This is a genomic window from Mesorhizobium sp. WSM4817 (genome assembly GCF_055811135.1).
Window position 1 is genome coordinate 62132 of the sequence record NZ_JBVVQQ010000003.1, and the last position, 22685, is coordinate 84816.

The 22685-nt window shown below is 61.9% G+C and carries 25 protein-coding genes and 2 pseudogenes; 10 read left to right on the forward strand and 17 right to left on the reverse strand.

Annotated elements, in window-relative coordinates; genetic code table 11:
* Positions 1-88 precede the first annotated feature (88 nt).
* On the forward strand, positions 89-898 hold the full coding sequence (locus tag AC0L2K_RS05145) for a class I SAM-dependent methyltransferase (RefSeq protein WP_473530801.1): 810 nt from the start codon (positions 89-91) through the stop codon (positions 896-898).
* A gap of 485 nt (positions 899-1383) precedes the next feature.
* Positions 1384-2361 (forward strand): transglycosylase SLT domain-containing protein, encoded by a 978-nt coding sequence (locus AC0L2K_RS05150; protein ID WP_473530965.1) that lies wholly within the window; start codon positions 1384-1386, stop codon positions 2359-2361.
* Positions 2362-2386: 25 nt separating this feature from the next.
* Here AC0L2K_RS05150 and AC0L2K_RS05155 read toward each other — a convergent pair whose 3' ends face one another.
* Positions 2387-2995 carry a YqgE/AlgH family protein gene (locus AC0L2K_RS05155; RefSeq protein ID WP_023799312.1) on the reverse strand — a complete coding sequence of 203 codons (609 nt, stop codon included), beginning with the start codon at positions 2993-2995 and terminating at the stop codon, positions 2387-2389.
* Positions 2996-3185: 190 nt separating this feature from the next.
* Here AC0L2K_RS05155 and AC0L2K_RS05160 point away from each other — a divergent pair, with 190 nt between their 5' ends.
* The 3 genes from AC0L2K_RS05160 to AC0L2K_RS05170 all read left to right on the forward strand — a co-directional run bounded on the left by AC0L2K_RS05160 (position 3186) and on the right by AC0L2K_RS05170 (position 5211).
* Positions 3186-3992, forward strand: a complete 807-nt coding sequence (locus AC0L2K_RS05160) for a protein-disulfide reductase DsbD domain-containing protein (RefSeq protein WP_473530802.1) — start codon at positions 3186-3188, stop codon at positions 3990-3992.
* 121 nt (positions 3993-4113) lie between these two features.
* Positions 4114-4614 carry a redoxin family protein gene (locus AC0L2K_RS05165; RefSeq protein WP_473530803.1) on the forward strand — a complete coding sequence of 167 codons (501 nt, stop codon included), beginning with the start codon at positions 4114-4116 and terminating at the stop codon, positions 4612-4614.
* 117 nt (positions 4615-4731) lie between these two features.
* Positions 4732-5211 (forward strand): DUF2938 domain-containing protein, encoded by a 480-nt coding sequence (locus tag AC0L2K_RS05170; protein WP_128245673.1) that lies wholly within the window; start codon positions 4732-4734, stop codon positions 5209-5211.
* A 53-nt stretch (positions 5212-5264) separates the two neighbouring features.
* Here the strand turns inward: AC0L2K_RS05170 and rnhA are convergent, their stop codons facing one another.
* The 11 genes from rnhA to coxB all read right to left on the reverse strand — a co-directional run bounded on the left by rnhA (position 5265) and on the right by coxB (position 14374).
* The gene (gene rnhA, locus AC0L2K_RS05175; protein WP_473530804.1) at positions 5265-5798 is read right to left on the reverse strand and encodes a ribonuclease HI; all 534 of its coding nucleotides are present in this window, start codon (positions 5796-5798) and stop codon (positions 5265-5267) included.
* On the reverse strand, positions 5795-6757 hold the full coding sequence (locus AC0L2K_RS05180; protein WP_287245036.1) for a homoserine kinase: 963 nt from the start codon (positions 6755-6757) through the stop codon (positions 5795-5797). Before AC0L2K_RS05180 ends, rnhA begins: the two co-directional genes overlap by 4 nt.
* A gap of 5 nt (positions 6758-6762) precedes the next feature.
* On the reverse strand, positions 6763-7773 hold the full coding sequence (gene ispH / locus AC0L2K_RS05185; protein ID WP_027152363.1) for a 4-hydroxy-3-methylbut-2-enyl diphosphate reductase: 1011 nt from the start codon (positions 7771-7773) through the stop codon (positions 6763-6765).
* 97 nt (positions 7774-7870) lie between these two features.
* Positions 7871-8626 (reverse strand): SURF1 family protein, encoded by a 756-nt coding sequence (locus AC0L2K_RS05190; protein ID WP_473530805.1) that lies wholly within the window; start codon positions 8624-8626, stop codon positions 7871-7873.
* Positions 8623-9009, reverse strand: a complete 387-nt coding sequence (locus AC0L2K_RS05195) for a DUF983 domain-containing protein (protein WP_023799320.1) — start codon at positions 9007-9009, stop codon at positions 8623-8625. The genes AC0L2K_RS05190 and AC0L2K_RS05195 overlap by 4 nt, the downstream gene beginning before the upstream one ends.
* Before the next feature lie 81 nt (positions 9010-9090).
* Positions 9091-9972, reverse strand: a complete 882-nt coding sequence (locus AC0L2K_RS05200) for a cytochrome c oxidase subunit 3 (protein ID WP_027152361.1) — start codon at positions 9970-9972, stop codon at positions 9091-9093.
* 1 nt (position 9973) lies between these two features.
* The gene (locus AC0L2K_RS05205; protein ID WP_128179874.1) at positions 9974-10615 is read right to left on the reverse strand and encodes a cytochrome c oxidase assembly protein; all 642 of its coding nucleotides are present in this window, start codon (positions 10613-10615) and stop codon (positions 9974-9976) included.
* 7 nt (positions 10616-10622) lie between these two features.
* On the reverse strand, positions 10623-10784 hold the full coding sequence (locus AC0L2K_RS05210) for a hypothetical protein (protein ID WP_473530981.1): 162 nt from the start codon (positions 10782-10784) through the stop codon (positions 10623-10625).
* A 2-nt stretch (positions 10785-10786) separates the two neighbouring features.
* A complete protein-coding gene (locus AC0L2K_RS05215) occupies positions 10787-11731 on the reverse strand; it encodes a heme o synthase (protein ID WP_473530806.1) in 945 nt (314 codons plus the stop codon).
* Positions 11732-11808: 77 nt separating this feature from the next.
* Complete coding sequence (gene ctaD, locus AC0L2K_RS05220) at positions 11809-13458, reverse strand: cytochrome c oxidase subunit I (RefSeq protein ID WP_473530807.1); 1650 nt, start codon at positions 13456-13458, stop codon at positions 11809-11811.
* Between the two features lie 37 nt (positions 13459-13495).
* The gene (gene coxB, locus AC0L2K_RS05225; protein WP_473530808.1) at positions 13496-14374 is read right to left on the reverse strand and encodes a cytochrome c oxidase subunit II; all 879 of its coding nucleotides are present in this window, start codon (positions 14372-14374) and stop codon (positions 13496-13498) included.
* Between the two features lie 373 nt (positions 14375-14747).
* Between coxB and AC0L2K_RS05230 the strand changes: the two genes are divergently transcribed.
* From AC0L2K_RS05230 to AC0L2K_RS05240, 3 genes and pseudogenes are all read left to right on the forward strand, one after another.
* Positions 14748-15380 carry an invasion associated locus B family protein gene (locus AC0L2K_RS05230; protein ID WP_473530809.1) on the forward strand — a complete coding sequence of 211 codons (633 nt, stop codon included), beginning with the start codon at positions 14748-14750 and terminating at the stop codon, positions 15378-15380.
* A gap of 233 nt (positions 15381-15613) precedes the next feature.
* The gene (tldD, locus tag AC0L2K_RS05235; RefSeq protein ID WP_473530966.1) at positions 15614-17026 is read left to right on the forward strand and encodes a metalloprotease TldD; all 1413 of its coding nucleotides are present in this window, start codon (positions 15614-15616) and stop codon (positions 17024-17026) included.
* Between the two features lie 43 nt (positions 17027-17069).
* Positions 17070-17353 (forward strand): annotated as a pseudogene (locus AC0L2K_RS05240) (AbrB/MazE/SpoVT family DNA-binding domain-containing protein).
* Here AC0L2K_RS05240 and AC0L2K_RS05245 read toward each other — a convergent pair.
* The 4 genes from AC0L2K_RS05245 to AC0L2K_RS05260 all read right to left on the reverse strand — a co-directional run bounded on the left by AC0L2K_RS05245 (position 17350) and on the right by AC0L2K_RS05260 (position 20338).
* The gene (locus AC0L2K_RS05245; RefSeq protein ID WP_473530967.1) at positions 17350-17883 is read right to left on the reverse strand and encodes an RES family NAD+ phosphorylase; all 534 of its coding nucleotides are present in this window, start codon (positions 17881-17883) and stop codon (positions 17350-17352) included. The pseudogene AC0L2K_RS05240 and the gene AC0L2K_RS05245 sit on opposite strands and share 4 nt — an antisense overlap.
* A complete protein-coding gene (locus AC0L2K_RS05250) occupies positions 17849-18220 on the reverse strand; it encodes an antitoxin Xre/MbcA/ParS toxin-binding domain-containing protein (RefSeq protein WP_027152353.1) in 372 nt (123 codons plus the stop codon). Before AC0L2K_RS05250 ends, AC0L2K_RS05245 begins: the two co-directional genes overlap by 35 nt.
* 85 nt (positions 18221-18305) lie before the next feature.
* A complete protein-coding gene (locus AC0L2K_RS05255; protein ID WP_473530810.1) occupies positions 18306-19547 on the reverse strand; it encodes a class I SAM-dependent RNA methyltransferase in 1242 nt (413 codons plus the stop codon).
* Positions 19544-20338, reverse strand: a complete 795-nt coding sequence (locus tag AC0L2K_RS05260; protein WP_473530811.1) for a TlyA family RNA methyltransferase — start codon at positions 20336-20338, stop codon at positions 19544-19546. Before AC0L2K_RS05260 ends, AC0L2K_RS05255 begins: the two co-directional genes overlap by 4 nt.
* A gap of 172 nt (positions 20339-20510) precedes the next feature.
* Here AC0L2K_RS05260 and AC0L2K_RS05265 point away from each other — a divergent pair.
* A pseudogene (locus tag AC0L2K_RS05265) lies at positions 20511-20911 on the forward strand (GFA family protein).
* A gap of 120 nt (positions 20912-21031) precedes the next feature.
* Here the strand turns inward: AC0L2K_RS05265 and AC0L2K_RS05270 are convergent.
* Complete coding sequence (locus tag AC0L2K_RS05270; protein ID WP_027152350.1) at positions 21032-21694, reverse strand: FMN-dependent NADH-azoreductase; 663 nt, start codon at positions 21692-21694, stop codon at positions 21032-21034.
* A 98-nt stretch (positions 21695-21792) separates the two neighbouring features.
* On the opposite strand from AC0L2K_RS05270, the gene AC0L2K_RS05275 reads away from it, so the two are divergent.
* Complete coding sequence (locus AC0L2K_RS05275; protein ID WP_473530812.1) at positions 21793-22656, forward strand: LysR family transcriptional regulator; 864 nt, start codon at positions 21793-21795, stop codon at positions 22654-22656.
* The last annotated feature ends 29 nt before the right edge of the window (positions 22657-22685 follow it).

Sequence of the window (22685 nt, forward strand, 5' to 3'; positions counted from 1 at the left end):
CGGCTTGCGGATACTAGAAACGCGAGGCGCGGACCCTCATTCTTCGGCCGCTTCGCCTATGCGAGCCTGGCTTTGAGGGAGGACGATCATGACCTTGCCCAGCTACGCAATGAACCAGGTAAGTTTCCCGGAGATGTACGAGCGGTGGCTCGTCGGCGCTCTCTTCCGTCCATGGGCCGAGATGGCCCTTGACGAGTTGGAATTGTCTTCGGGCGATCGCCTACTCGATATCGCTTGCGGAACAGGAATAGTGGCGCGCGTTGCGAGAGAGCGGCTCGGTGAAGCCGGATATATCGTCGGCGTGGACATCAGCCCCGACATGCTTGCTGTGGCGCGGGCTGTAGAACCAGCCATCGACTGGCGCCAGGGCAATGCCGGCGAGTTGCCTCTGCGTAGTGGTGAGACGTTCGACGTGGTCGTCTGCCAGCAAGGACTGCAGTTCTTTCCTGACAAATCCGCGGCGGCGGCGCAGATGCGTCGCGCGCTGACGAAGGGTGGTAGGCTGGCGATCGCCACGTGGCGCCCGGACGACGAAATCCCGTTCTTTCGCGAACTGCGCCGCGTCGCGGAGCGCCATCTGGGCGCCATCGCCGATCAACGGTACAGCTTCGGGGAAGCGGCTCCACTTGAGGCGCTGTTGCGAGACGCCGGCTTCCACGAGGTCCGATCGAGGATTGTTTCGCGCACCATCCATTTCGGGGAAGGCGTACCTTTCCTGCATTTGAATTCGATGGCGCTGGTCGGGATGAGTTCCTTAGCCAAGAAAATGGGCGATCAGGAACGCAAGCGCGTCGTGGAGGCGATCGTGAGCGAGAGTGCGCCCGTGCTGCAGCCATACACCATCGGGTCGGGACTGGCCTTCGAGCTCAGCACCAATCTGGCGACAGCCAAAGGCTAAATGATCTCACCAACGGAGAACTCGTTCGATCGACTATTGTGCCGAGAATGACTGCTCATTCACACATGCCGTTCGAGAACCGAAAGGATTGCCCCGCTGCGGTCGAGGGAGACCACCTCAGGGAAATTTCTGCTCGCAATCGAGAGGCTTCACAAGCAACGCATCGGCTACGCAGCCCTCGATTAAAACCAGCTTGTTTTACATTCCGAATTATTTCGCCGCACTGTGGACATTGTGCCGCCATTATCCATGATTAGTTGAATGAAGCACTGACCGTTCTTCTTGTCTTTTTCGACGTTGACGGCTCAACGTTGGAAATAGACCTGCCCCAAAGTATCTGGGCGGCTAGACAAGGAACGGAGGGGGACCTGGCGTCACTCCAAAGAACATTTGAATTCTTTGCTTGCGGAGCCGCAATCCTTTCGGGTGGCCGGCCTTTGTCGAAAAGGATCGCGGGGCTTGGCCTGGCGGCGACTGTGGCAGTTATGCCATGGCCGGTTTATTCGGGCGTCTTGGCCAACGGCGTGACCGAAGCCGCGGTTGCCACTGCTGTTCCGTTCTCGGCTCTGAGTTTCCCCTCGGCCGCGCCCGAGTTCGACATCATCGATCCAGACACCATATCGACCTCTGGACGCGAGGGAGAACGCACGCTGGCCCAGGCATTGAAGGGCACCGTCTCCATCCTTTCCCAAGGCGCGGAACAGATCGTCCTCGGCATGTCGATGCACGAGTTCGGCGAGTACAAGGTGTCGCAGCACATCGCCAGCGAAATCCTTCGTGCAGCCAACGACACCCAATTTCCTGCCGACACGCTTTTTGCGATCGCCGAGAAGGAATCCTCCTTCGACATCAACAATCGCCCGCCTAAAGGGTCGGCGCTTGGTCTTATGCAATTCCTCGACCAGACATGGCTCGAGGCGGTGAAGAGGTACGGTGCAGAATTCGGCCTGGGCGACGAAGCGGAACTGATCCGGACCCGCCCCGAGGGCAAGCGCGAATACCATTTCGTCGAGGACAAGGCCGAAGAACAGCGCATCCTTGAATTCAGGCGCGATCCCTATCTGTCGGCGGCACTTGCGGCCAAGAACCTTCTCGCGGCCAAGCAACGCATCGAAGCTCGTCTTGAGAAGGCCATGGATGAAAGGGATCTCTACCTCCCCCATTTTCTTGGCACCAACGGGGCAGCAGCGCTCCTGTCGAATGCCGATGAGAAGCCCAATGCCACGGCCAGCACAATCTTCCCCAACGCGGCACGCTTCAATATTGCGATCTTCAAGGCCGAGGGAAAACAGCTCACCGTCGGCCAGTTTCACCAGCGCCTGCGCTCCTTCCTGGAAGCCCGCATCGGCAAATACAGCGATGTCGAAACGCGCGTGAAAGAGGCTGACCTGTCCTGGACGTCAGGTTTCGAGAATCTCGTCTACGATCTGGGCAAACGGCTGGCGATGGCAATGCGGCGGTAACCAGCCAGGTATCGGATTTTCACCTCTAGGCGTGACCGGCGGCCAGGCTGAGATGCGCGAGGTCGATACCGATCGAAGCGAGTATCCGGTCGTATTTGCGCTCGATGTCGGTATCGAACAGAAGCTCCGCATTTGCCGGGCAGGTCAGCCAACCGTTCTCGGCGATTTCGCTTTCCAACTGACCGGCGCCCCAGCCCGAATAGCCGAGCGCCATCAGCGCGTGCCGAGGCCCACGGCCCGACGAAATGGCGCGCAAAATGTCGACGGTCGCGGTCAGGCAAATGTCGTCGGAGACGGCCAGCGACGATTCCACCCGGTAGTCGCCCGAATGCAGGACGAAGCCGCGGCTCCGATCCACCGGTCCGCCGTTGCGGACGACGAAGTCGCGGGCCTGCGCGGGCAAGCGGATCGCCTCCTGTTCGTTCATGATACCGAGTTGCACGAGCAGATCCGGAAACAGCATCTGCTGTGTCTGGTTGATGACCAGGCCCATCGCGCCTTCGTCGCTGTGCGCGCAAATATAGATGACGGAGCGCGTGAAGCGGTCGTCCTTCATGCCAGGCATGGCAATCAGGAACTGGTCGTCGAGGAAGCCGCGTCCCGCAGCCATCTTCTTGTGGCGCAACAAGTCCATGAGGGGAGGGTAACGCGTTTCTGGAGCGCCGAAAAGATGCGCCGCACGCGATTTGGTCGCAGATGTGCATCGAAGGCACGCAAAGCCGTGCCCGAGGTCACGCAAAGCTGTGCCCGAGGTCACGCAAATATGATAGCAGCGACGCCATGAAGTCATTGCGCAGCCATGAACGGAGGCTCAAATCACCGCCATGCAAAGCTTGAAAGTCCTGCTGCTCAGCGCCGCTGTTGGATGTGGAACCGGTCTTCCCGCCGCAGCATCCTCATCGATGTGGTACGATAGCGAAGGCGGCAAAGTACGCCTTGTGACCAGCGGCAAGCCTGACACAGCCGGGCGCATCCATGGCGTCCTCGATATTTCGCTCAAGCCTGGCTGGAAAACCTACTGGCGCGATCCGGGCGACGCGGGCGTGCCGCCGCAAATCGGTATCTCGGCCAGCACCAACATTGCCAGCGCGACGTTTTCGTTTCCACCACCCCAGCGCCACGACGACGGCTCCGGCAAATGGGCCGGCTACGACCATCCGGTTTCGCTGCCGGTAACGTTCACGCTGTCGGCGCCGAACGAGCCGGCCGTCATCGATGCCGATATCTTTCTCGGAATTTGTGAGACGATCTGCATCCCGGTGCAAACAAAGCTGACCATCGATCCGGGCTCCGATCCCGACAATGTCGAAGACGCCGCTTTGGTGAAGGCGGCCTTTGCAACGCTGCCTGCTCCCGCAAGACCCGATTTCGGCGCCACTATCCTGCCGGGCGACCGCGAGACACTGATTGTCGAGGCGAGCTTTCCGGGGAATCCCAAAGCAGCGGATTTCTTCGTCGCCGGTGAGCGCGACTACATGTTCGGCGTGCCGGCCCGCAGCGAAAAGGACGGCAAGCTGGTGTTTACCGTGCCGATCCTCGACAGGCCGACGACGACGCCGACGGATGGCGGACTTTACTATACGCTGACAACTGCGGCCGGCGCCGTCGAAGGCCTGCTGCCGTTCCCTTGATCCCCAGCAAAGGATGTTCAGATCGAGCATCCCTTGCTCCGGCCACCCCGACAGTTGCGGGAAACGGCTGAATTCGCTATCGCAAGGACACTCCCTTCCATTTGTCAAAACGAGGACCACGATGATGATTGCCGTTGGCGACAAGCTGCCCCAAGCGACCTTCAAGACGATGACTGCCGACGGCGCAAAAGCGATCACGACGGCCGAGATTTTCTCGGGAAAGAAGGTGGTGCTGTTTGCTGTTCCCGGCGCTTTCACGCCGACCTGCTCCAACAACCATCTGCCCGGCTTTCTGGACAATTACGACGCCATCCTGGCGCGCGGCGTCGACACCATCGCCGTCGTAGCCGTCAACGATGTTCACGTAATGGGCGCCTGGGCCCGCTTCAGCGGCGGTGAAGGCAAGATCCTCTATCTTGCCGACGGCAATGGCGATTTCGTCAAGTCGATCGGTCTCGACGCCGACCTTTCCGGCGGTGGCATGGGGCTGCGCTCGAAGCGGTTTTCGATGATCGTCGACGACGGCAAGGTCGCCGCGCTCAATGTCGAGACAAAGCCTGGCGTTGATGAATCCGGTGCTGCTTACATTCTCGGACAGCTTTCCGTTTTGGCGACAGCATAGGCCGAGGTTGCCGCGGTCCTTCGGCCTGACGATCGCGCTCGTTTCGGCAGCGGCGCGTCCAATTGGGCGTGCAAAGAACGCTGTTCGGGAATTGCCTGCTTTTAGGGGACCTCAATGATGTTTGACCACTTCTGGCGCGCTGTGGCGATCGGCATCGGCGCCACGGCGCTCATGGACCTCTGGGCGATTTTCCTGAACACGGTGTTTGCTCAGCCACGGCCGAACTGGGGGCTGGTTGGTCGCTGGGTCTGGCACCTGAGGGACGGCAAGGTCTTCCATGACGATATCGGCGAGGCAGCACCCTATGCGCATGAATCGGCGCTGGGCTGGGCCTTCCACTACTTTGTCGGCATCGTCTACGGCATCATTCTGGCCGTTTTGGCTGGAGCGGCGTGGCTGGCCGCGCCGACCTTCCTGCCGGCCTTCATCCTCGGCATCGTCACCGTAGGCGCCGGCTGGTTCCTGCTGGCGCCCGGCATGGGCGCCGGCTGGGCCGCGTCAAAGCGCCCCAACCCGATGCAGATCCGCGCCCTCAACCTCGTGTCGCATACTGTGTTCGCGCTCGGACTTTTCGGCACGGCGCTGCTGATCCGCTGAATATGGCGGACCAGACTGGTCAGTAGTCTAGACTGGTCAGTAGCCCAGACTGGTCAGTAGCTTTGGGTCGAGCGGCGCAGTTTCCTGGCTGTCGGCTGCTTGGCTTGGGTGTTTTCCCCAGCCGAAACGGGCGCGGGCCGGGCCGTCTTGTTCTTGAACGGCGCCATGCCGAGCCGCGCCAGTTCGTCGGCACGCTCGTTCTCCGGATGGCCGGCATGGCCCTTGACCCAGTGCCAGATCACCTGATGACGGTTGCGCGCCTCGTCGAGCGCCTGCCACAGTTCGGCATTCTTCACCGGTTGCCTGGCAGCGGTCTTCCAGCCGTTGCGCTTCCAGCCGTCGATCCAGCTGAAAATGCCGTCCTTGACATAGTTGCTGTCGGTATAAAGATCGACCGAACAGGGTTCTTTCAGCGCATTGAGCGCCGAGATGGCGGCCAAAAGTTCCATGCGGTTGTTGGTGGTAGCAGCCTCGCCGCCCGACAGTTCCTTCATGACGCCGTTGAAGCGCAGGACAGCCCCCCAGCCGCCAGGCCCCGGATTGCCCGAACAGGCACCATCGGTAAAGATTTCAACGCGCTTGGTCATGTCAGTCCGTATTCGGAAGGAGATTTGATCGCTCGGTGGAAACGCATGCGCCTGATATATTCGGTCGGATCGCGTTTCACGACCAGCCCGCCGTTGGCAATGGTCAGCCAGTCGTAGAGCCGGGTCAGCATGAAGCGCAATGCCGAGCCGCGCGCCAGCATCGGCAGCGCAGCTTTCTCTTCGCCGCTCAAGGGCCGCACGCTTTGGTAACCGGCAAGCAGCGCCGTGCCCTTGGTCAGGTTGAAGGAAAAATCCTTCTCGAAGCACCAGGCATTGAGGCAGGTAGCGACATCATAGGCGTAGAGATCGTTGCAGGCGAAATAGAAGTCGATCAGCCCCGACAGTTTCTCGCCGAGGAAGAAGACGTTGTCGGGGAAAAGATCGGCATGGATGATGCCTTCCGGCAGGCCGTTCGGCCAGTTCCTCTCGAAATCGGCGAAGTCGGCATCGACCTCGGCCGCCAGTCCCGGCTCGACCTCGTCGGCGCGAGGGCGAGAGGCGCTCCACAGCTTGCGCCAGCCATCGATGGCAAGGGCATTCGGACGGGTCATCGGAAAGTCGGCGCCGGCCAGATGCAGCGCCGCCAGCGCCTTGCCGACCTCGCTGCAATGCGCTGATGTCGGCCGCCGCAGCGAAACGCCTTCGAGGAAGGTGATGATGACCGCCGGCCGGCCGGCAAGCGTTCCGATGACGTCGCCATCATGCGCGGTCACCGGAAGCGGGCAGGAAATGCCCTTCCTGGCGAGATGGCTCATGAGGCCGAGGAAGAACGGCAGATCGGCCTTGTCGACGCGCTTTTCGTAGAGCGTCAGGATGTAGGAGCCGCTGGTCGTGTGCAGCAGGAAGTTCGAGTTCTCGGTGCCTTCGGCGATGCCCTTGTAGGACAGGAGATCGCCGACTGGATAGGCCTTCAGGAACGCGCCGAGCTCGCTTTCGTTGACGTCGGTGTAGACCGCCATGAACCTTACGCGGCCCCGTTGACGAAAGCCATGTCGGCCGCCGTCAGCTCGACGTCGCGCAGCACCCGCATCACCGGAAAATCCTCGGTTTCCGTCGCCGTCACCGCCAGCTCGATGGTTACGTCGAAGCGCTGCCGGAACGCATCGATGATCTCGTCGACGATGATTTCCGGCGCCGATGCACCTGCCGACAGACCGAGCGTCGAGATGCCGGCGATCTCGGTCCATGGAATCTCGGAGGCGCGCTGCACCAGAAGCGACATCGAGGCGCCGGCGCGTTCGGCCACTTCGACGAGACGCCGCGAATTTGAGGAGTTGGGAGCGCCGACGATCAGGAAGAGATCGGCACCCGCGGCGGTCTCCTTGACCGCTTCCTGGCGATTGGTGGTGGCGTAGCAGATCGATTCCGCTGCCGCTGCATGCAAATCGGGAAAACGATCCTTAAGCACCCGAATGATGCCGGCGGTGTCCTCGACCGACAGCGTCGTCTGGGTGACGAACCCGAGCGCCTGCGGGTCGGCGGGCACCAAATTCGCCGCGTCGGCTTCGGTCTCGATCAAGGTGACGGCGCCGTCCGGCAACTGCCCCATCGTGCCGATCACTTCCGGGTGGCCGGCATGGCCGATCAGAAGCACATGACGGCCGAGCCGCTGATGGCGCATTGCCTGTTTGTGGACCTTCGACACCAGCGGGCAGGTGGCGTCGAGATAGAAGAGGTTGCGCGCCTGGGCGTCCGCCGGCACCGACTTCGGCACGCCATGCGCCGAAAAGACAACCGGGCTCTGACGATGTTCCGCCGGTATCTCGGAGAGCTCCTCGATGAACACCGCACCGAGGCTTTGCAACCCCTCGACGACGTAGCGATTATGCACGATCTCGTGGCGGACATAGACCGGCGCGCCGTATTTCTTCAGCGCCAGCACGACGATCTGGATGGCGCGGTCGACGCCGGCGCAGAAGCCACGCGGCTGGCAGAGCCTTATCGTCAGCGGTGGCTTTGTGGTCGTGTGAAGCATGATTCCCGGCCGGTTTTCGTAGCGTGAACTCAAGTCTTGAACTCAAGGCGCGAAATGAGGCGCGCACCCCTGCCCTGTCAAGGGGCGCTGGTGCCGATCATTCTTCTTTGGCCGGGCGGCGAAGCCTGAAGATGAGGACGCCGGCAAGGGCAGCGGCAAGGCCGTACCAGGTTACGGCGTATTGCAGATGGCTGTTCGGCAGGTCGATGATTGTAACGCCGCCGACCGGCAGCCCACCCGGGTTCGGCGTGGCGTTCGCGTCGATAAAGAATGGCACCAGCCCCGCGCCGGCCGGCAGACCGGCGCTGGCCGCCATGGCGTCGCGATCCTTCCAGTAGAAGATGTTTTTCTGCGGATCATTGTCGGGAAGCATCATCGAGGGCTTTGCCGGCAGCGGATTGCGGGCGAGCCCCGTCACCGTCACCTGGCCTGCACCCTGGCTTTGCGGGCGCTTGGCAGCGTCCTTGAGATCGTACGGCACGAAGCCGCGATTGATCAGAACGAAGCGCCCGTCCTCCAGATGCAAGGGCGTGAAGACATCGAAACCGGACTGGCCTTCCCAGGTCGCGAAGAAATGTCGCTCGCCTTGATGCAGGAAGGTGCCTGATGCCGTCACCGGCGTGTAATCGACATCGCCGCTGGCGGCAAACCGCTTTTCGACCTCGGCCAACGGCACGGGCGCTGAGTGCGTGCGCTGGTCGATGGTCTGGAGAAGACCCTCTTTCCAGTACAGGCGCTGGAGTTGCCAGGTGCCGAGCGCCAGCAGGATGAAGAACAGCACGAGGCCGAGGCCAAGCAGCAATACCGTCTTCGGCCGCGAACGGCCCGCAATCGAAGCGGATGTCGTGCTCATTCGCCGAGGTCCAGCCTGCCCTCTGCCGCCTTGTTGCGGTATTGCAGCGTCAGGAGCACGCCCTTGATCAGCCTGAGCGCGCCCAGGCAAAGCACCAGCGTCAGCGGTATCCACAGCAGGAAATGCAGCCAGAGCGGCGGGCTGAGCGTCACCTCCATCCACAGCGCCAGCCCGACTACGATGAAGCCGATGATCAGGATGACGAACACCGCCGGGCCGTCGCCGGCATCGGCGTAGGAATAGTCGAGGCCGCAATTGGCGCAGCGTTCGCCGACGGTGAGGAAGCCGGAAAACAGCCGGCCCTCGCCGCAGCGCGGGCAGCGGCCGTGCAGGCCAGCCGAAATCGGATCGATTGCTGGCCAGATCGCCTTGTCGTCGCTCATTGCGATACTTTAGTGCCCTTCACTCCAAAAGGTAAGGCGGCCACGTCGCCGCAGCCGCCTCATCGATTTCCTCCGAAGATTTCAGTGGCCTTCGATGACCGCGCCGCTCGAGGCCCAGACATAGATCGACGCGAACAGGAACAGCCAGACTACGTCGACGAAGTGCCAGTACCAGGCGGCGGCCTCGAAGCCGAAATGGTGCTTGGGCGTGAAGTCGCCCTTCATCGCGCGGACCAGGCAGACCAGCAGGAAGATGGTGCCGATGATGACGTGGAAGCCGTGGAAGCCGGTCGCCATGAAGAAAGTGGCGCCGTAGATCGAATCCCTGAAGCCGAACGGCGCGTGCATGTATTCGTAAGCCTGCACCATGGTGAACAGGATGCCGAGACCGACGGTCAGCACCAGGCCGTTGATCAGCCCCTTGCGGTCGCCATGAAGCAGCGCGTGGTGCGCCCAGGTCACCGTAGTGCCCGACAGAAGCAGGATGACGGTGTTGTAGAGCGGCAGGTGGAAGGGGTCGAGGACCTCAACGCCCTTCGGCGGCCAGACACCGCCGGTGAAGGTGGCGCGGGCATATTGCTGTGCCTCGCCGGGAAACAGGCTGGCGTCGAAGAAAGCCCAGAACCAGGCGACGAAGAACATCACCTCGGAAGCGATGAACATGATCATGCCGTAGCGCAGATGCAGCGACACAACACGCGTGTGGTGGCCTTCATGCGCTTCCCTGATGGTATCCGACCACCAGGCGTACATGGTGTAGATGACGATCAAGAGGCCGATGAAGAACAGCCACGGATTGGCGATGTTGAAGCCGAAGATCGGGAAATCGCCGCCCTTGAGATACTGCATGTAACAGACGCCGCCGATCGCGGTGACCAACGCACCGACCGAGCCGAGGAAAGGCCACGGGCTCGGGTCGACGAGATGGTAATCATGTTGTGGTTTTGCGTGCGCGTCTGCCATATCAACCCCCGAGGCTTCGTTCGGTATGTGAAACTTTGTTGCTTGTGCCTTCGGCCGGCACTGACAACACGACCGGCTTCTTCTTCTCGTTCTTCTCGACCGGGAACATCGTGTAGGACAGGGTAATCGTCTTCAGGTCCTTCAATTCCGGCGCATTGACGATGTCGGGATCTACATAGAACACGACCGGCATGTCCAGCGTCTCGCCAGGCTTCAGCGTGGTATCGGTAAAGCAGAAACACTCGACCTTGTTGAAGTAAGACCCCGCAAATTCCGGCTGCACATTAAAGGTCGCGCGGGCCGTGGTGGCGCGGACGAACTTGTTGGTGGCGCTATAATGCGCCTGGGCCGTCTCGCCTATCTTGATGGTGACGGAGCGGGCGACCGGCTCGAACTGCCAGGGCACGCCGGCCGTGTTGGCGTCGAATCGGATGGTGATATCGCGGTCGAGCACTCGGTCGGCATATTGCTGCGTTGCGCGTTTCACGGTGCCGCCGTAACCGGTCGCTTGGCAGAACATCGCGTAGAGCGGCACCGCGGCATAGGCCATGCCGATCATGCCGCCGAAAAAGGCGATGCAGACGCCGGCGACGATGCGGTTGGTGTTCTTGTTTTGAGGATGGGTCACCGTTTGGCGGTTCATCTGAGCCTCACATCGTTCCGGTGAGGTTGTGACCGAATTTCACGACGGTCGCGATGTAGAAGATGACGACAAGCACCGCCAGCGCCAAGCCGATGGCTACCGAGCGGTTGCGCCGGGCCTTCTGCTGGCGCTCCGTCAGCGCGACGAGTTCAAGCTTCTTGTCGGCCATGGTCATGCTCCGCCCGTGGCCAGCGCGCGCCCGACAACGCAGTCGGCAAGGTAGATGGCGAAGATGGCGAAGAGGTAGAGCAGCGAGTAGCCGAACAATGCCTTGGCTGGCTTCATCACATGGTCGTCATCCGCCATCCGCAGCACCTGCCACGCATACCAGACGAAGCCGGCGCCAAGCAGCACCGCAAGGACGCCATAGATGGGTGTGGTGAAGCCGAGCGCCCACGGCAGCACGCCAACCGGCGCAAGGATCAGCGCATAGGCGAAGATCTGGCGTCGGGTCGAAGCCTGGCCGGCGACATTCGGCATCATCGGGATGCCGGCCCTGGCATAGTCCTCGGACTTGAAGAGGGCGAGCGCCCAGAAATGCGGCGGCGTCCACAGGAAGATGATCAGGAACAGGACGACGCTTTCCAGGCTGACGGTTCCGGTCACCGCGGCCCAGCCGATCACCGGCGGAATGGCGCCGGCAGCACCGCCGATGACGATGTTCTGCGGGGTCCAGCGCTTCAGCCACATCGTGTAGACGACGGCATAGAAGAAGATGGTGAAGGCCAGGAGCGTCGCCGACAACCAATTGACCAGCACGCCGAGCGTCATCACCGACAGCACCGACAGCACCAGGCCGAAACTCAGCGCCTCGCCTGGCCGGATGCGGCCGGCCGGCACCGGACGGCTGGCGGTCCTGGTCATCACCGCATCGATATCGGCGTCATACCACATGTTGAGCGCGCCGGACGCGCCAGCACCAATGGCAATAGCCAGGATCGCGATCACCGCCAGAAGCGGATTGATGGCCACAGGTGCCGCGACCAGGCCGACAAAGGCGGTGAACACCACCAGCGACATGACGCGCGGCTTCAACAGTGCGAAGAAATCGCCCGCCGTCGCTTCCGACATGCGAAAGCCCGGTTCGTCAGTCAAGGTGTCGTCGACAAGGGCCATGCGTACTTAAAGTCCATCATTCCGTTGGCCAAAACCGCCGGGCGAACCGGCGATTCAGTATTCGCCCAGGCAGAAGCCTATTTGATCTTCGGCAGCTGTTCCCACTGGTGGAAGGGCGGCGGCGAAGGCAGCTGCCATTCAAGCGTCGTCGCACCCTCGCCCCATGGATTGGCGCCGGCCACCCGCTTCTTCTGGAAGGCCTCGAACACGCCATAGAGGAAGATGACCACGCCGACGGCCGAAATATACGAGCCGTAGGACGACACCATGTTCCAGCCGGCAAACGCATCCGGATAGTCGATGTAGCGGCGCGGCATGCCTGAAAGTCCGAGGAAATGCTGCGGGAAGAAGACGAGGTTGACGCCGACGAAGGTAACCCAGAAGTGGGTATTGGCGATGACAGGCGAATACATGTAGCCGGTCATCTTCGGGAACCAGTAGTACCAGCCGGCGAAGATGGCAAAGACCGCGCCCAGCGACAGCACATAATGGAAATGCGCGACCACGTAATAGGTGTCGTGCAGCGGGCGGTCGAGACCGGCATTGGCAAGCTGGACGCCGGTAACGCCGCCGACGGTGAACAGGAAGATGAAGCCAATCGCCCACAGCATCGGGGTCTTGAGCGAAATCGACCCGCCCCACATGGTGGCGATCCACGAGAATATCTTCACGCCCGTCGGCACCGCGATAACCATCGTGGCGAAGACGAAATAGCGCTGCGTGTCGAGCGACAGGCCGGTCGTGTACATGTGGTGCGCCCAGACGATGAAGCCGACCGCACCGATCGCGACCATCGCATAGGCCATGCCGAGATAGCCGAAGATAGGCTTTTTGGAGAAGGTCGAGACGATGTGGCTGACGATGCCGAAGCCCGGCAGGATCAGGATGTAGACTTCCGGATGGCCGAAAAACCAGAACAGGTGCTGGAACAGGATCGGGTCGCCGCCGCCATCGGGCGCGAAGAAGGTGGTGCCAAAATTGCGATCGGTCAAAAGCATGGTGATGCCGCCGGCCAGAACCGGAAGCGACAGCAGCAGCAGGAAAGCGGTGATCAGCACCGACCAGGCGAACAGCGGCATCTTGTGCAGCGTCATGCCAGGCGCGCGCATGTTGAAGATGGTGGTGATGAAATTGATGGCGCCGAGGATCGATGAGGCGCCGGCGATGTGCAGCGACAGGATCGCAAGATCCATCGCCGGTCCGGGCTGGCCCGAGGTCGATAGCGGCGGATAGATCGTCCAGCCGCCGCCGACGCCGTAGGCGCCAGGCGCGCTCGGCACGAAGGCCGAGATGATCAGCAGGATGAAAGCCGGTGGCAGCAACCAGAACGAGATGTTATTCATGCGCGGGAATGCCATGTCCGGCGCGCCGATCATGATCGGCACCATCCAGTTGGCGAAGCCGCCGATCAACGCCGGCATGACCATGAAGAAGATCATGATCAGCGCATGGGCGGTGGTGAAGGCATTGTACATGTTCTTGCCGCCGTCGAGCGCAGCGTCGGCGTTCAAGCCGTAGACCATCTGCGCCAGGCCGGTGAAAATCTGGATCCCAGGCTCCTGCAGTTCCATACGCATGACGACCGAAAGGGCACCGCCGACGCAGCCCGCCATGATCGCGAAGATCAGGTAGAGTGTGCCGATATCCTTGTGGTTGGTTGAATACACCCACCGCACCCAGCCATGATACGGCTTGTGGTCGTGGTCGTGAGCTGCAGCGTCTGCCATGTTCGGCTCCGTTCCCTGATCTTTTCTGGTCGCGGCATCAGTTGCCGGCGGCCGCTACCTTGTCTTTGCCGTCGACCTCGGCCATCAGCGCCTTGTTGGCGCCGGGAAGGTCGGTGCCGGCTGCTGCCAGCCAGGTCTTGTACTGGGCGTCGGAGACGACGCGGATCGCGATCGGCATGAAGGCGTGGTCCTTACCGCAGAGCTCCGAGCACTGGCCGTAATAGAGGCCTTCCTTTTCCGCCTTGAACCAGACCTCGTTGATGCGACCCGGAACCGCGTCGGTCTTGATGCCGAAGGACGGCATGGCAAAGGCGTGGATCACGTCTGCCGCCGTCACCAGCACCCGGGTCATGGTGTTGACCGGCACCACCATCTCGTTGTCGACGGCGAGCAGGCGCGGATAAGCGCCGCGGTCCTCCTTGCCGGCCGCGGCGCGGTCAGCATCCGCCAGGATCGCCGAGTTGAAGGAAAGCGTGTTTTCGGTCTGGTATTCGTAATCCCAGTTCCACTGGTTTCCCGTCGCCTTGACGGTCAGCTTGGCTTCCTCCGGCGGCGTGTATTGCGCAGTCAAGAGCTGGAACGAGGGGATGGCGAGCAAGAGCAGGACGACGACCGGCCCGACCGTCCAGATTACCTCAATCAGCGTGTTGTGGCTGGTGCGCGACGGGGTCGGGTTGACGCTCGCGCGAAACTTCAGGATGCAATAGGCGATGAGAAAGAGCACGAAGAGGGTGATCGGCACGATGAACCACAGCGTATAGCCCTCGAACCAGGCGATCTGCCGCATCATGTCGGTGGCGGCGGGCTGGAAGGTCATCTCCCACGGCGCAGGCTGGGCCGCATGGGCGGATGCGCCGGTCAACAGTGTGGCGGCAGCGCGTGCCAGGAGTTTGGCGCCTGCTAGGAATTTTCTCATTGCCGTCATTATCTCCCAGTTCCTCGCGATCGGATCGCAAGAATATCGAACAACGCCGGGACGGGAATCCCGGAAAGTCCCGAGGCTGGTTCAAACCATACTCTATTTGCCTCTGCAAGAAAGGAGCGGGGGAAACCGTGCGGCATTTTTGCGCGCAAGCGCGGCTGCGCGTTGTGGCGGCGGCCGCGGCGGTGGCGGACGCGAATGCCAGAGCCGAGGAGTGCCTTGGCAAAATGCGCCGGTCGGTCGCAATTCGGGCGAATTTGGCACGGAAAAGCGCACAATTGCCTTGGTCGAGGCAGGCCGGCAGTGGTCTCATCCTTTACTTGCCCTTGGCGCGGCTTAAAGTGCCGTGATTCGCAATGGAGCCGTCATGAACTCTTGGCTTTGGGGACTTGGGCATTCGAGACTTGGGCTTTCGAGACTTGGGCTTTCGAGACTTGGGCTCTCGAGAAGCTTGGCGAAGGCCATCCTTCTCGCCGTGTCTAGCGTTGGCCTGTCTGGCGTTGGCTTGTCTGGGATCGGCCTGTCCTATGTTGGCTCGTTTGGCGTCAACCAGGCCAATGCCGCGCAGCCAAGCGGCAAGGTGCGGACGACGCATGGCGCATGGTCGATCATCTGCGACACGCCGGCTGGCGCCACATCGGAACAATGCGTGATGATGCAGAACGTCGTCGCCGAAGACCGTCCGGAGATGGGGCTTTCCGTCGTCGTGCTGCGCACTGCCGACAACAAGGCCGAAATCCTGCGCGTGCTGGCGCCGCTCGGCGTGCTGTTGCCCAACGGGCTCGGCCTCAATGTCGACGGCAAGGACATCGGCCGGGCCTATTTCGTGCGTTGCTTCCAGGACGGCTGTTATGCCGAGGTCATTCTCGAAAAGCCGCTGCTCGATACGCTGAAGACCGGAACGTCGGCCACCTTCATCGTCTTCCAGACGCCGGAGGAAGGCATCGGCATTCCGGTCGAGCTCAAGGGTTTCGCCGACGGTTTCGCCGCCCTGCCTTGAGGCGGGGCGAGAGGCCCAAAACCCTGCTGACGAAAATGACCGCCTTTGGCGACAGCGCCGCGCGTCCAAGGACGCGCAAAGGACGCTGTAGCGCTTCGATTTTGCGCATGATCCTTTCCGAAAATCGATTCCGATTTTCGGGGTCATGCACAGACAATGGTCATTGCCGATTGTCTGGACGCACCTTCGCGCCTACATCGTGAGGACAATCTCTTTCCATGGACGGACCTGCCATGAACAGCCTGATCGGCCAATTCGACATTTCCGACGATCGCATCAAGCAGATCGTCGCCGAGACCATCAACGGCGCCGACGACGGCGAGTTGTTCCTCGAATACAGCGAGAGCGAAGCGCTGATGTTCGACAATGGCCGGCTGAAGACCGCCAATTTCAACACAGACCAAGGCTTTGGCCTGCGCGCGGTCGCCGGCGAAGCGAGCGGCTACGCGCATTCCAGCGGTCTTTCGGAAGCGTCGCTGCTGCGCGCGGCCGACGCTGTCTCGACCGTCAAGAGCGGCTATTCCGGCACGCTTGCTGCGGCTCCCACCCGTACCAACCGCCATCTCTATGGCGATGAGAACCCGATCCCCTCGCCCTCCTTCGAGGCCAAGGCCAAGCTCCTTCAGGAAATCGATGCGTGGCTGCGAGCCGAGGATCCGCGCGTGCGGCAGGTGACGGCGTCGCTCGCCGCCTCCTGGCAGCATGTCGAGATCGTGCGTGCCGACGGCCAGATGGTGCGCGACATCCGCCCGCTGGTCAGGATCAACGTGTCGGTGGTGGTCGGCGACGGCGATCGCCAGGAGAGCGGCTCCTACGGCATGGGCGGACGCAAAGGGTTTGGCGAATTCCTGGTCGAGGAGAGCTGGAAGCACGCCGCCAAGGAAGCGCTGCGGCAAGCGCTGGTCAACCTCGAGGCCATCCCGGCGCCGGCCGGGACGTTCGACATCGTGCTGTCCAGCGGCTGGCCGGGCGTCATGCTGCACGAGGCCGTCGGCCACGGGCTGGAAGGCGACTTCAACCGCAAGAAGACATCGGCCTTCGCCGGGCTGATGGGCCAGCAGGTGGCCGCCAAGGGCGTCACAGTCGTCGACGACGGCACCATGGCCGAGCGGCGTGGCTCGCTGACCGTTGATGACGAAGGCACGCCGTCGGCCCGCAACGTGCTGATCGATGACGGCAAGCTTGTCGGCTATATGCAGGATCGCCAGAACGCCCGGCTGATGGGCATGAACGCCACCGGCAACGGACGGCGCGAAGGCTACGCGCACCAGCCGATGCCGCGCATGACCAACACCTATATGACTTCAGGCGACATGGAGCCGGACGAAATCATCGCCTCGGTCAAGAACGGCATCTATGCCGTCTCCTTCGGCGGCGGCCAGGTCGACATCACCTCGGGAAAATTCGTGTTCGGCTGCACCGAGGCCTACATGATCGAGGACGGCAAGGTGACGCAGCCGATCAAGGGCGCCATGCTGATCGGCAATGGGCCCGATGCCATGCATCGGGTTTCGATGATCGGCAACGACATGAAGCTCGACACCGGCATCGGCATGTGCGGCAAGGCCGGCCAGGGCGTGCCGGTCGGCGTTGGCCAGCCGCACCTCAGGATGAACCAGATGACGGTTGGCGGAACGCGGGTTTGATAGAAGCTGCGGTTTTTGTCTTACATTCAGAGGATGCGCCGCGATGGCCAACCCGGAAAGACTCGTAACCACTGTCTCGACCAAGGGGCAGGTCACCCTGCCCAGCGCGATCCGCAAGCGGAGGGAATGGGACGCCGGCACACGTCTTCTGGTCGAAGATACTCCGGAGGGCGTGCTACTGAAGCCTGCGCCAGTCTTCGCCGAGACACGGCCAGAAGACGTGTTTGGATCCCTGCCCCATAGAGACAGGCCGAAGACGTTTGGAAGAAAATTGACGCGGGTGTGCTGGCCGAAGCGCGGCGGCGCGGCCGGCTCGAACTGCCCTAAAGCCATGAAGCCGGCGTTTTCGGCAAGCGATGGTCGGGATCGATGACCTTCAGACGGGGTGTGTTGCTCTCGTTCCATCGCCACAGCGCGACGCATGTGCCGCCGGGCGACATGAAGGAGGGGTAGATCACGCCATGTTGCCCGTCGGCAATCAGGCGATCTCTCAGCGTGTGCGTCTCAGGCACCAGGCCTCGATCCATGACATCGCGCCATTCACATCGGTTGATGTCTGCTGTCACGCCGAGCCTGGTCAACTCATCAGCGTCCGTAAGGTCTGCCAGTCGCGCGCCTGAAAGTGCGAGCTGCGCAATCAGCGCGGGATGCTGGACAAAGCCCTGATTGTACTCCGCCCAGGCAGTGGACAATTCGCCCGCGGCATAGATCGTCGGGGCGCCCACTGGATTCCAGCGACCGCCAAAGCGGGCTGCTCCTTCGCCGGAAAGCGGCAGATGCGCCCAACGCGGCACGAAGGCGCGCCATAGGCTCAGTCTGTTTTCAGGCATAGATGCCGGAGCGGACTGCCTCCAGATAAGCTAGCACCTTGTCCGTCTTGCCCTCTCGAACCAGATCGTAGGCGGTCTTTCCCGCCCAGCCGGGGATCGGCTGATGCTTGAACCAGATCGCCGCACGCTGTTCATCGCCGGCCATCTCGCCTGCCATCGCAAGGATACGGACGATCGGACTCAATGCGGCGTCGACCTTGCGCGCGCCAGTCTTGGCGGCAAGCGTGTTGCGCGCGACGCCGATCAAGCCCGCCAGTTCGGTCAGATTGACGCCCAGCAGTTCAGCCACCCGTCTTGCCGAAAGAAATGGCGTACGCTCGTCGCCAAAGCGCGACGCCCTAATATCGAGAGCTGCGGTATTCATAACAAGTTCCTAGCACGTTTTGAACAGACCACGCTCAAAATATGCTCATTTTACGCGAAATTCAAGCTCAACAAATGCGGACCTGTTACCGCCTTCGCTTCGGCTTCTCCAGAAGCGCGACGGCCTCGACATGCGGCGACCACAGGAACTGGTCGATCGGCGTCACGCTTTTCAGGACGTAGCCGCCGTCGACGAGGATGCGCAAGTCGCGCGCCAGCGTCACCGGATTGCAGGAAACCGCGGCGACAAGCGGCACGTCGGAACGGGCGATCTGCTTCGACTGGTCTTCGGCGCCGGCGCGGGGCGGATCGAAGACGACGCCGTCGAAAGCATTCAGTTCCCTAGAAGTGAGCGGCCGCCGGAACAGGTCGCGGCGTTCGCTGGTCACGCGCTTCAGACCACTGGCGAAACGGAATGCCCGGTCGAGCGCCGAAAGCGCTGCCGCATCCCCCTCCACCGCATGGACCTCCGACCTGGCGGCCAGGCGCAGCGCAAAGCTGCCGCAGCCGGCGAAGAGATCGGCTATCTTCCTGGCACGCGCGAGGTGCCGGCCGACGATGTCGGCCATCGCCTGCTCGGCGGCCTCGGTCGCCTGCAGGAAGGCGCCCGGCGGCACCGCGACGGCGACGCTGCCGAACAGCACCACCGGCTTTTTGGGCTCGATGATGATCTCGCCATCGATCGAAAGTCTGGCCAATCCCTGAGCGATGACGAAATTGGAGGCGACGCGGCGCTGGTTCTCGCCGAGCTTGCCGGACTCGTGAACCGCGACATCGAGGCCGGAACCGCTCGCCGTGACCGTCATGCGGAACGATTTCGTCGTGGCGCAAACCAATTCGGCAAGTGCTCTCAGGCGGTCGAGCTTTGCGACGATCTCGGGCAGCGAGATCGGGCATTCCTCGATGGAAATGATCTCGGACGACAACGCCCGAACGAAGCCGAGCAGCATGCCGGCCTCGCTTCGCCGGGCGGTGAACACGACGCGCCGGCGCGTCTGCGGCGCGCACGGCACCAGCGCGTCAATGTCGCAACTGATGCCCTTGCTGTTGAGCGCATGCGCAACCTTGTCGTGCTTCCACCGATGATAGGCTTCGGCCTCGAGATGCTGGATGGCGCAGCCGCCGCATTCGGTGAAATGCCGACAGGCAGGGTCGATGCGAAGCGGCGAAGTCGCCAGCACTGACATCAGCGTGGCGCGGTCCTTTTCGCGCGCGGCGGTGACGGTTTCACCGGGCAGCGTGAACGGAATGAAAAGCTCGCCGGTTTCGGTTTCGGCGACGCCGTCGCCCTGGGAGCCCAGCCGTGTGATCGTGAAGCGCGCGTTCATCGGCCTCCGATCCCCCTGTTCTCGATACCGGCGTCCTTGATCCCGGCGAGCAGGAACTCGCGGTTGCCGTCGCCGCCTTCGATCGGAGACAGATGCAGTCCGAGCGAGCGCCAGCCGGGGACGCCATCCAACCAATCCTGCAGCAGGCCGGCAACCCGCGCGGCATCGTATGGATCTTTCAGCAAGCCGCCCTTGCCGATCGCCTCGCGGCCCGCCTCGAATTGCGGCTTGACCAGAAATATTGCTTTGGCGCCGCTCCTGGCAATGGCGAGCGCCGGCGGCAGCGCCAGTTTCAACGAGATGAAGCTGACGTCGGAGACGATAAAATCTGGAATGCGATCGGCAAGATCTGCGGTCGAAAGATCACGGGCGTTCAATCCCTCGATGACCGTCACACGCGGATCGCCGGCGATATCCGGATGTATCTGGCCATGCCCGACATCGATCGCCGTGACATGCGCGGCGCCGCGTCCGAGCAGCACTTGAGTGAAGCCTCCGGTCGAGGCGCCGACGTCGAGCGCTTCCCTGCCGGCTGGATCGAGGCCGAAATAGTCGAGCCCGGCGATCAGCTTCAGCGCAGCACGCGACACATAGCCCTGTGCCGGATCATCGACTTCTATGAGGCAATCAGCCCGGACCGTCTGGCCGGGCTTGCGGGCGATGACGCCGTCAACCGTCACGGTGCCGCGCTCGATCGCGTCGCGGGCGCGAGAGCGGCTGGGGAACAGGCCCCGCGCGACGAGGAGTTCGTCGAGCCGCTTGCGTGTGCTGGCTGGCAAAGGCGAGTTCATCGGCCTTCATGGCGAAAGCCTGTCACGAAGGCAAGGATATTGGGCAAGACAACGAACATCTTGCGAAAGCGGCGAGCGCTTCAGGCCGCACCACAACCTGTTGAAATCGCACTGGGTCCGGCACAACGTTGGGAACAATGCTCGTGTTGCTGCCAGCAGGTGAGGAGGACGAATGCTGACCGGAACCTGCCATTGCGGCGCGGCCCACTGGACTTTGGAGGGCGATCCCGGCTCGATCACAGCCTGCAACTGCACGCTTTGCCGCCGCTATGGCGCGCTGTGGGCTTACGATTATGTTGACGAACGCATCCGTCTTGCCGGACCGACAAGTGCTTACACGCGCTCCGGAAAGGATGCCCCGTCGCTCGAGATTCTGTTCTGTCCAACATGCGCCTCTGTGCTGGCCTGGCGTGGTTTGCGCGCCAGTGCCGCCGTCGCACTCGGATCGCCGTCAATGTGAGGCTTGCGCCGCCTGACACCGTCGCCGACTTGCCAATCGACCATTTCGATGGTCTCCACGCGTTCGAGGACCTGCCGCGCGATGGTCGCTGCGTGCGCGATATGTGGTTCTGATGCATGTCGCGCAAAAACATGCCCTCGGGCTTGAACCGAGGGTGCTCCGTCGCACCATAAGGCGACCTTCCCGGCCAGTCTCCAGAGCCGCCCTTCTTGTCCGCAGCGGGCGCTTCGTAATCATGCAATCGCCTCTGTTGTCTGCGACAGCAGATCTTCCGCCAGCTGTAACGCGGCCTCCCGTGCATCCTGGCGAGCCGCATGGTCAATATCGGGTCCAAAGAGGGTTTTCTGGATGATTAGACTGCGGACATCTTCGATACCGATGAAGCGCAACCACGCTTCTACATAGGGTTTTTGAAAGTCGAAGCGCTGCGCCGGCGTGATGGATTGCGCCGCATAGTCGAGACCTCGCGCATGGACGACCACGGCGGTCTTATCCCGGAGCAGTCCTGCGAACCCGTGTTCAGGGTCGAACGAGAAAAGGATGTCCTTCTGCGATACCAGGTCGATGAAGTGCTTGAGTTTGTAGGGAATGCTGAAATTCCACAGGGGCGTCGACAGCAGGACAATATCCGCCCAGTGCAATTGTTGCGCCAATTCTTGCAATGTGGCCCATGCCTGCTGTTGAGAAGGGGTAAGCGGCGTGCCGCTGAGCCCGGCATATTTGGCCAACATCGCGTCCTCACCGAATTCGGGGAGGTCGACATCCCATAGGTCGAGCGTTGAAATCGCCAAGTCGGGTCGCCGAGCACGACAGCTTTGAACAAAGGCCTCGGCGACCTCACGCGAGGCGGAACGCTCTTTGCGGGGCGAGGAAACGATATGCAGCAGCTTGGTCATGGATCATCCTTGCTCATTGTGACGAACCGTATTGCGTCATATTTTAATTCGATATAAAAATTGAGATTATCGACAATATTCATCATGGATCAGAATATATGCTGGAATTGGTCCTGCTCAGGACGTTCGTCGCCGTGTTCGACGAAGGCGGCTTCAGTCGGGCAGCGGCGCGACTGAACCTTACGCAGTCGGCCGTCAGTGGGCACTTGCGTCGTCTCGAAGAGCAGGTCGGAAAGCCGTTACTCAAAAGGACGACGCGCTCGCTGGAGATGACACAAGATGGCGAGCGCCTGCTCGCCTATGCCCGGGCGATGCTCGCCCTTAACCGGGATGCTTTGGCCGATCTGGCGCAGGCACCCTTTCACGGCAGAGTTCGCGTCGGCCTCTCGGAAGACTTCGCACAGGTCCCCATCCTTCGCGCCTTGCAGGCATTCGGCGCTGATCGCCGCGGATTGCAGGTCGAGGTGCAGGTCGGGATTCCGGGTGCGCTGCTCTCGAAGATGAAGGAGGGCAATATCGAACTGGTGCTCGGATCACAGTGTGAGGGTGAGGAGATGGGGCGCCTCCTGTGGCGCGAGCCTCTTGTCTGGGCGTGGGCGAATCATACCGGCATGGATCTTCCCGACCCGCTGCCATTGGCCGTGTTGCCGGAACCTTGCCCCTACAGGGAAGTTGCTCTTGAACGGCTTGCCAAGGCCGGGATCAGCCAGCGCACGGTGATGATCTGCACCAGCAACGCCAGCCTGAGGGCGGCTGCCATCTCAGGCTTCGCTGTAGCGCCGATGACAGTCAGTCAGTTGAGAAACGGCCTGGTCAGGGTACCCGAAAGCTACGGCCTGCCAGAGTTGCCAGAAGCGCAGTTCAGGCTATTTGCCGCATCGAAAGGCGATACCTCCGTCCTCGAAGAACTGGCGGAGGCCATCATGAACGCCGTTCCTCGAAGGCACGCTGGCGAGGAGTGATCCTGAACTCGCACCAACGCTTGCGTAGG

What these genes read in the sequence shown, in the direction of transcription:
- AC0L2K_RS05145 (WP_473530801.1), top strand. Translation starts at nt 89, where the DNA reads ATGACCTTGCCCAGCTACGCAATGAACCAGGTAAGTTTCCCGGAGATG.
- AC0L2K_RS05150 (WP_473530965.1), top strand. Translation starts at nt 1,384, where the DNA reads ATGCCATGGCCGGTTTATTCGGGCGTCTTGGCCAACGGCGTGACCGAA.
- AC0L2K_RS05155 (WP_023799312.1), bottom strand. Translation starts at nt 2,995, where the DNA reads ATGGACTTGTTGCGCCACAAGAAGATGGCTGCGGGACGCGGCTTCCTC.
- AC0L2K_RS05160 (WP_473530802.1), top strand. Translation starts at nt 3,186, where the DNA reads ATGCAAAGCTTGAAAGTCCTGCTGCTCAGCGCCGCTGTTGGATGTGGA.
- AC0L2K_RS05165 (WP_473530803.1), top strand. Translation starts at nt 4,114, where the DNA reads ATGATGATTGCCGTTGGCGACAAGCTGCCCCAAGCGACCTTCAAGACG.
- AC0L2K_RS05170 (WP_128245673.1), top strand. Translation starts at nt 4,732, where the DNA reads ATGTTTGACCACTTCTGGCGCGCTGTGGCGATCGGCATCGGCGCCACG.
- rnhA (WP_473530804.1), bottom strand. Translation starts at nt 5,798, where the DNA reads ATGACCAAGCGCGTTGAAATCTTTACCGATGGTGCCTGTTCGGGCAAT.
- AC0L2K_RS05180 (WP_287245036.1), bottom strand. Translation starts at nt 6,757, where the DNA reads ATGGCGGTCTACACCGACGTCAACGAAAGCGAGCTCGGCGCGTTCCTG.
- ispH (WP_027152363.1), bottom strand. Translation starts at nt 7,773, where the DNA reads ATGCTTCACACGACCACAAAGCCACCGCTGACGATAAGGCTCTGCCAG.
- AC0L2K_RS05190 (WP_473530805.1), bottom strand. Translation starts at nt 8,626, where the DNA reads ATGAGCACGACATCCGCTTCGATTGCGGGCCGTTCGCGGCCGAAGACG.
- AC0L2K_RS05195 (WP_023799320.1), bottom strand. Translation starts at nt 9,009, where the DNA reads ATGAGCGACGACAAGGCGATCTGGCCAGCAATCGATCCGATTTCGGCT.
- AC0L2K_RS05200 (WP_027152361.1), bottom strand. Translation starts at nt 9,972, where the DNA reads ATGGCAGACGCGCACGCAAAACCACAACATGATTACCATCTCGTCGAC.
- AC0L2K_RS05205 (WP_128179874.1), bottom strand. Translation starts at nt 10,615, where the DNA reads ATGAACCGCCAAACGGTGACCCATCCTCAAAACAAGAACACCAACCGC.
- AC0L2K_RS05210 (WP_473530981.1), bottom strand. Translation starts at nt 10,784, where the DNA reads ATGGCCGACAAGAAGCTTGAACTCGTCGCGCTGACGGAGCGCCAGCAG.
- AC0L2K_RS05215 (WP_473530806.1), bottom strand. Translation starts at nt 11,731, where the DNA reads ATGGCCCTTGTCGACGACACCTTGACTGACGAACCGGGCTTTCGCATG.
- ctaD (WP_473530807.1), bottom strand. Translation starts at nt 13,458, where the DNA reads ATGGCAGACGCTGCAGCTCACGACCACGACCACAAGCCGTATCATGGC.
- coxB (WP_473530808.1), bottom strand. Translation starts at nt 14,374, where the DNA reads ATGAGAAAATTCCTAGCAGGCGCCAAACTCCTGGCACGCGCTGCCGCC.
- AC0L2K_RS05230 (WP_473530809.1), top strand. Translation starts at nt 14,748, where the DNA reads ATGAACTCTTGGCTTTGGGGACTTGGGCATTCGAGACTTGGGCTTTCG.
- tldD (WP_473530966.1), top strand. Translation starts at nt 15,614, where the DNA reads ATGAACAGCCTGATCGGCCAATTCGACATTTCCGACGATCGCATCAAG.
- AC0L2K_RS05250 (WP_027152353.1), bottom strand. Translation starts at nt 18,220, where the DNA reads ATGAATACCGCAGCTCTCGATATTAGGGCGTCGCGCTTTGGCGACGAG.
- AC0L2K_RS05255 (WP_473530810.1), bottom strand. Translation starts at nt 19,547, where the DNA reads ATGAACGCGCGCTTCACGATCACACGGCTGGGCTCCCAGGGCGACGGC.
- AC0L2K_RS05260 (WP_473530811.1), bottom strand. Translation starts at nt 20,338, where the DNA reads ATGAACTCGCCTTTGCCAGCCAGCACACGCAAGCGGCTCGACGAACTC.
- AC0L2K_RS05270 (WP_027152350.1), bottom strand. Translation starts at nt 21,694, where the DNA reads ATGACCAAGCTGCTGCATATCGTTTCCTCGCCCCGCAAAGAGCGTTCC.
- AC0L2K_RS05275 (WP_473530812.1), top strand. Translation starts at nt 21,793, where the DNA reads ATGCTGGAATTGGTCCTGCTCAGGACGTTCGTCGCCGTGTTCGACGAA.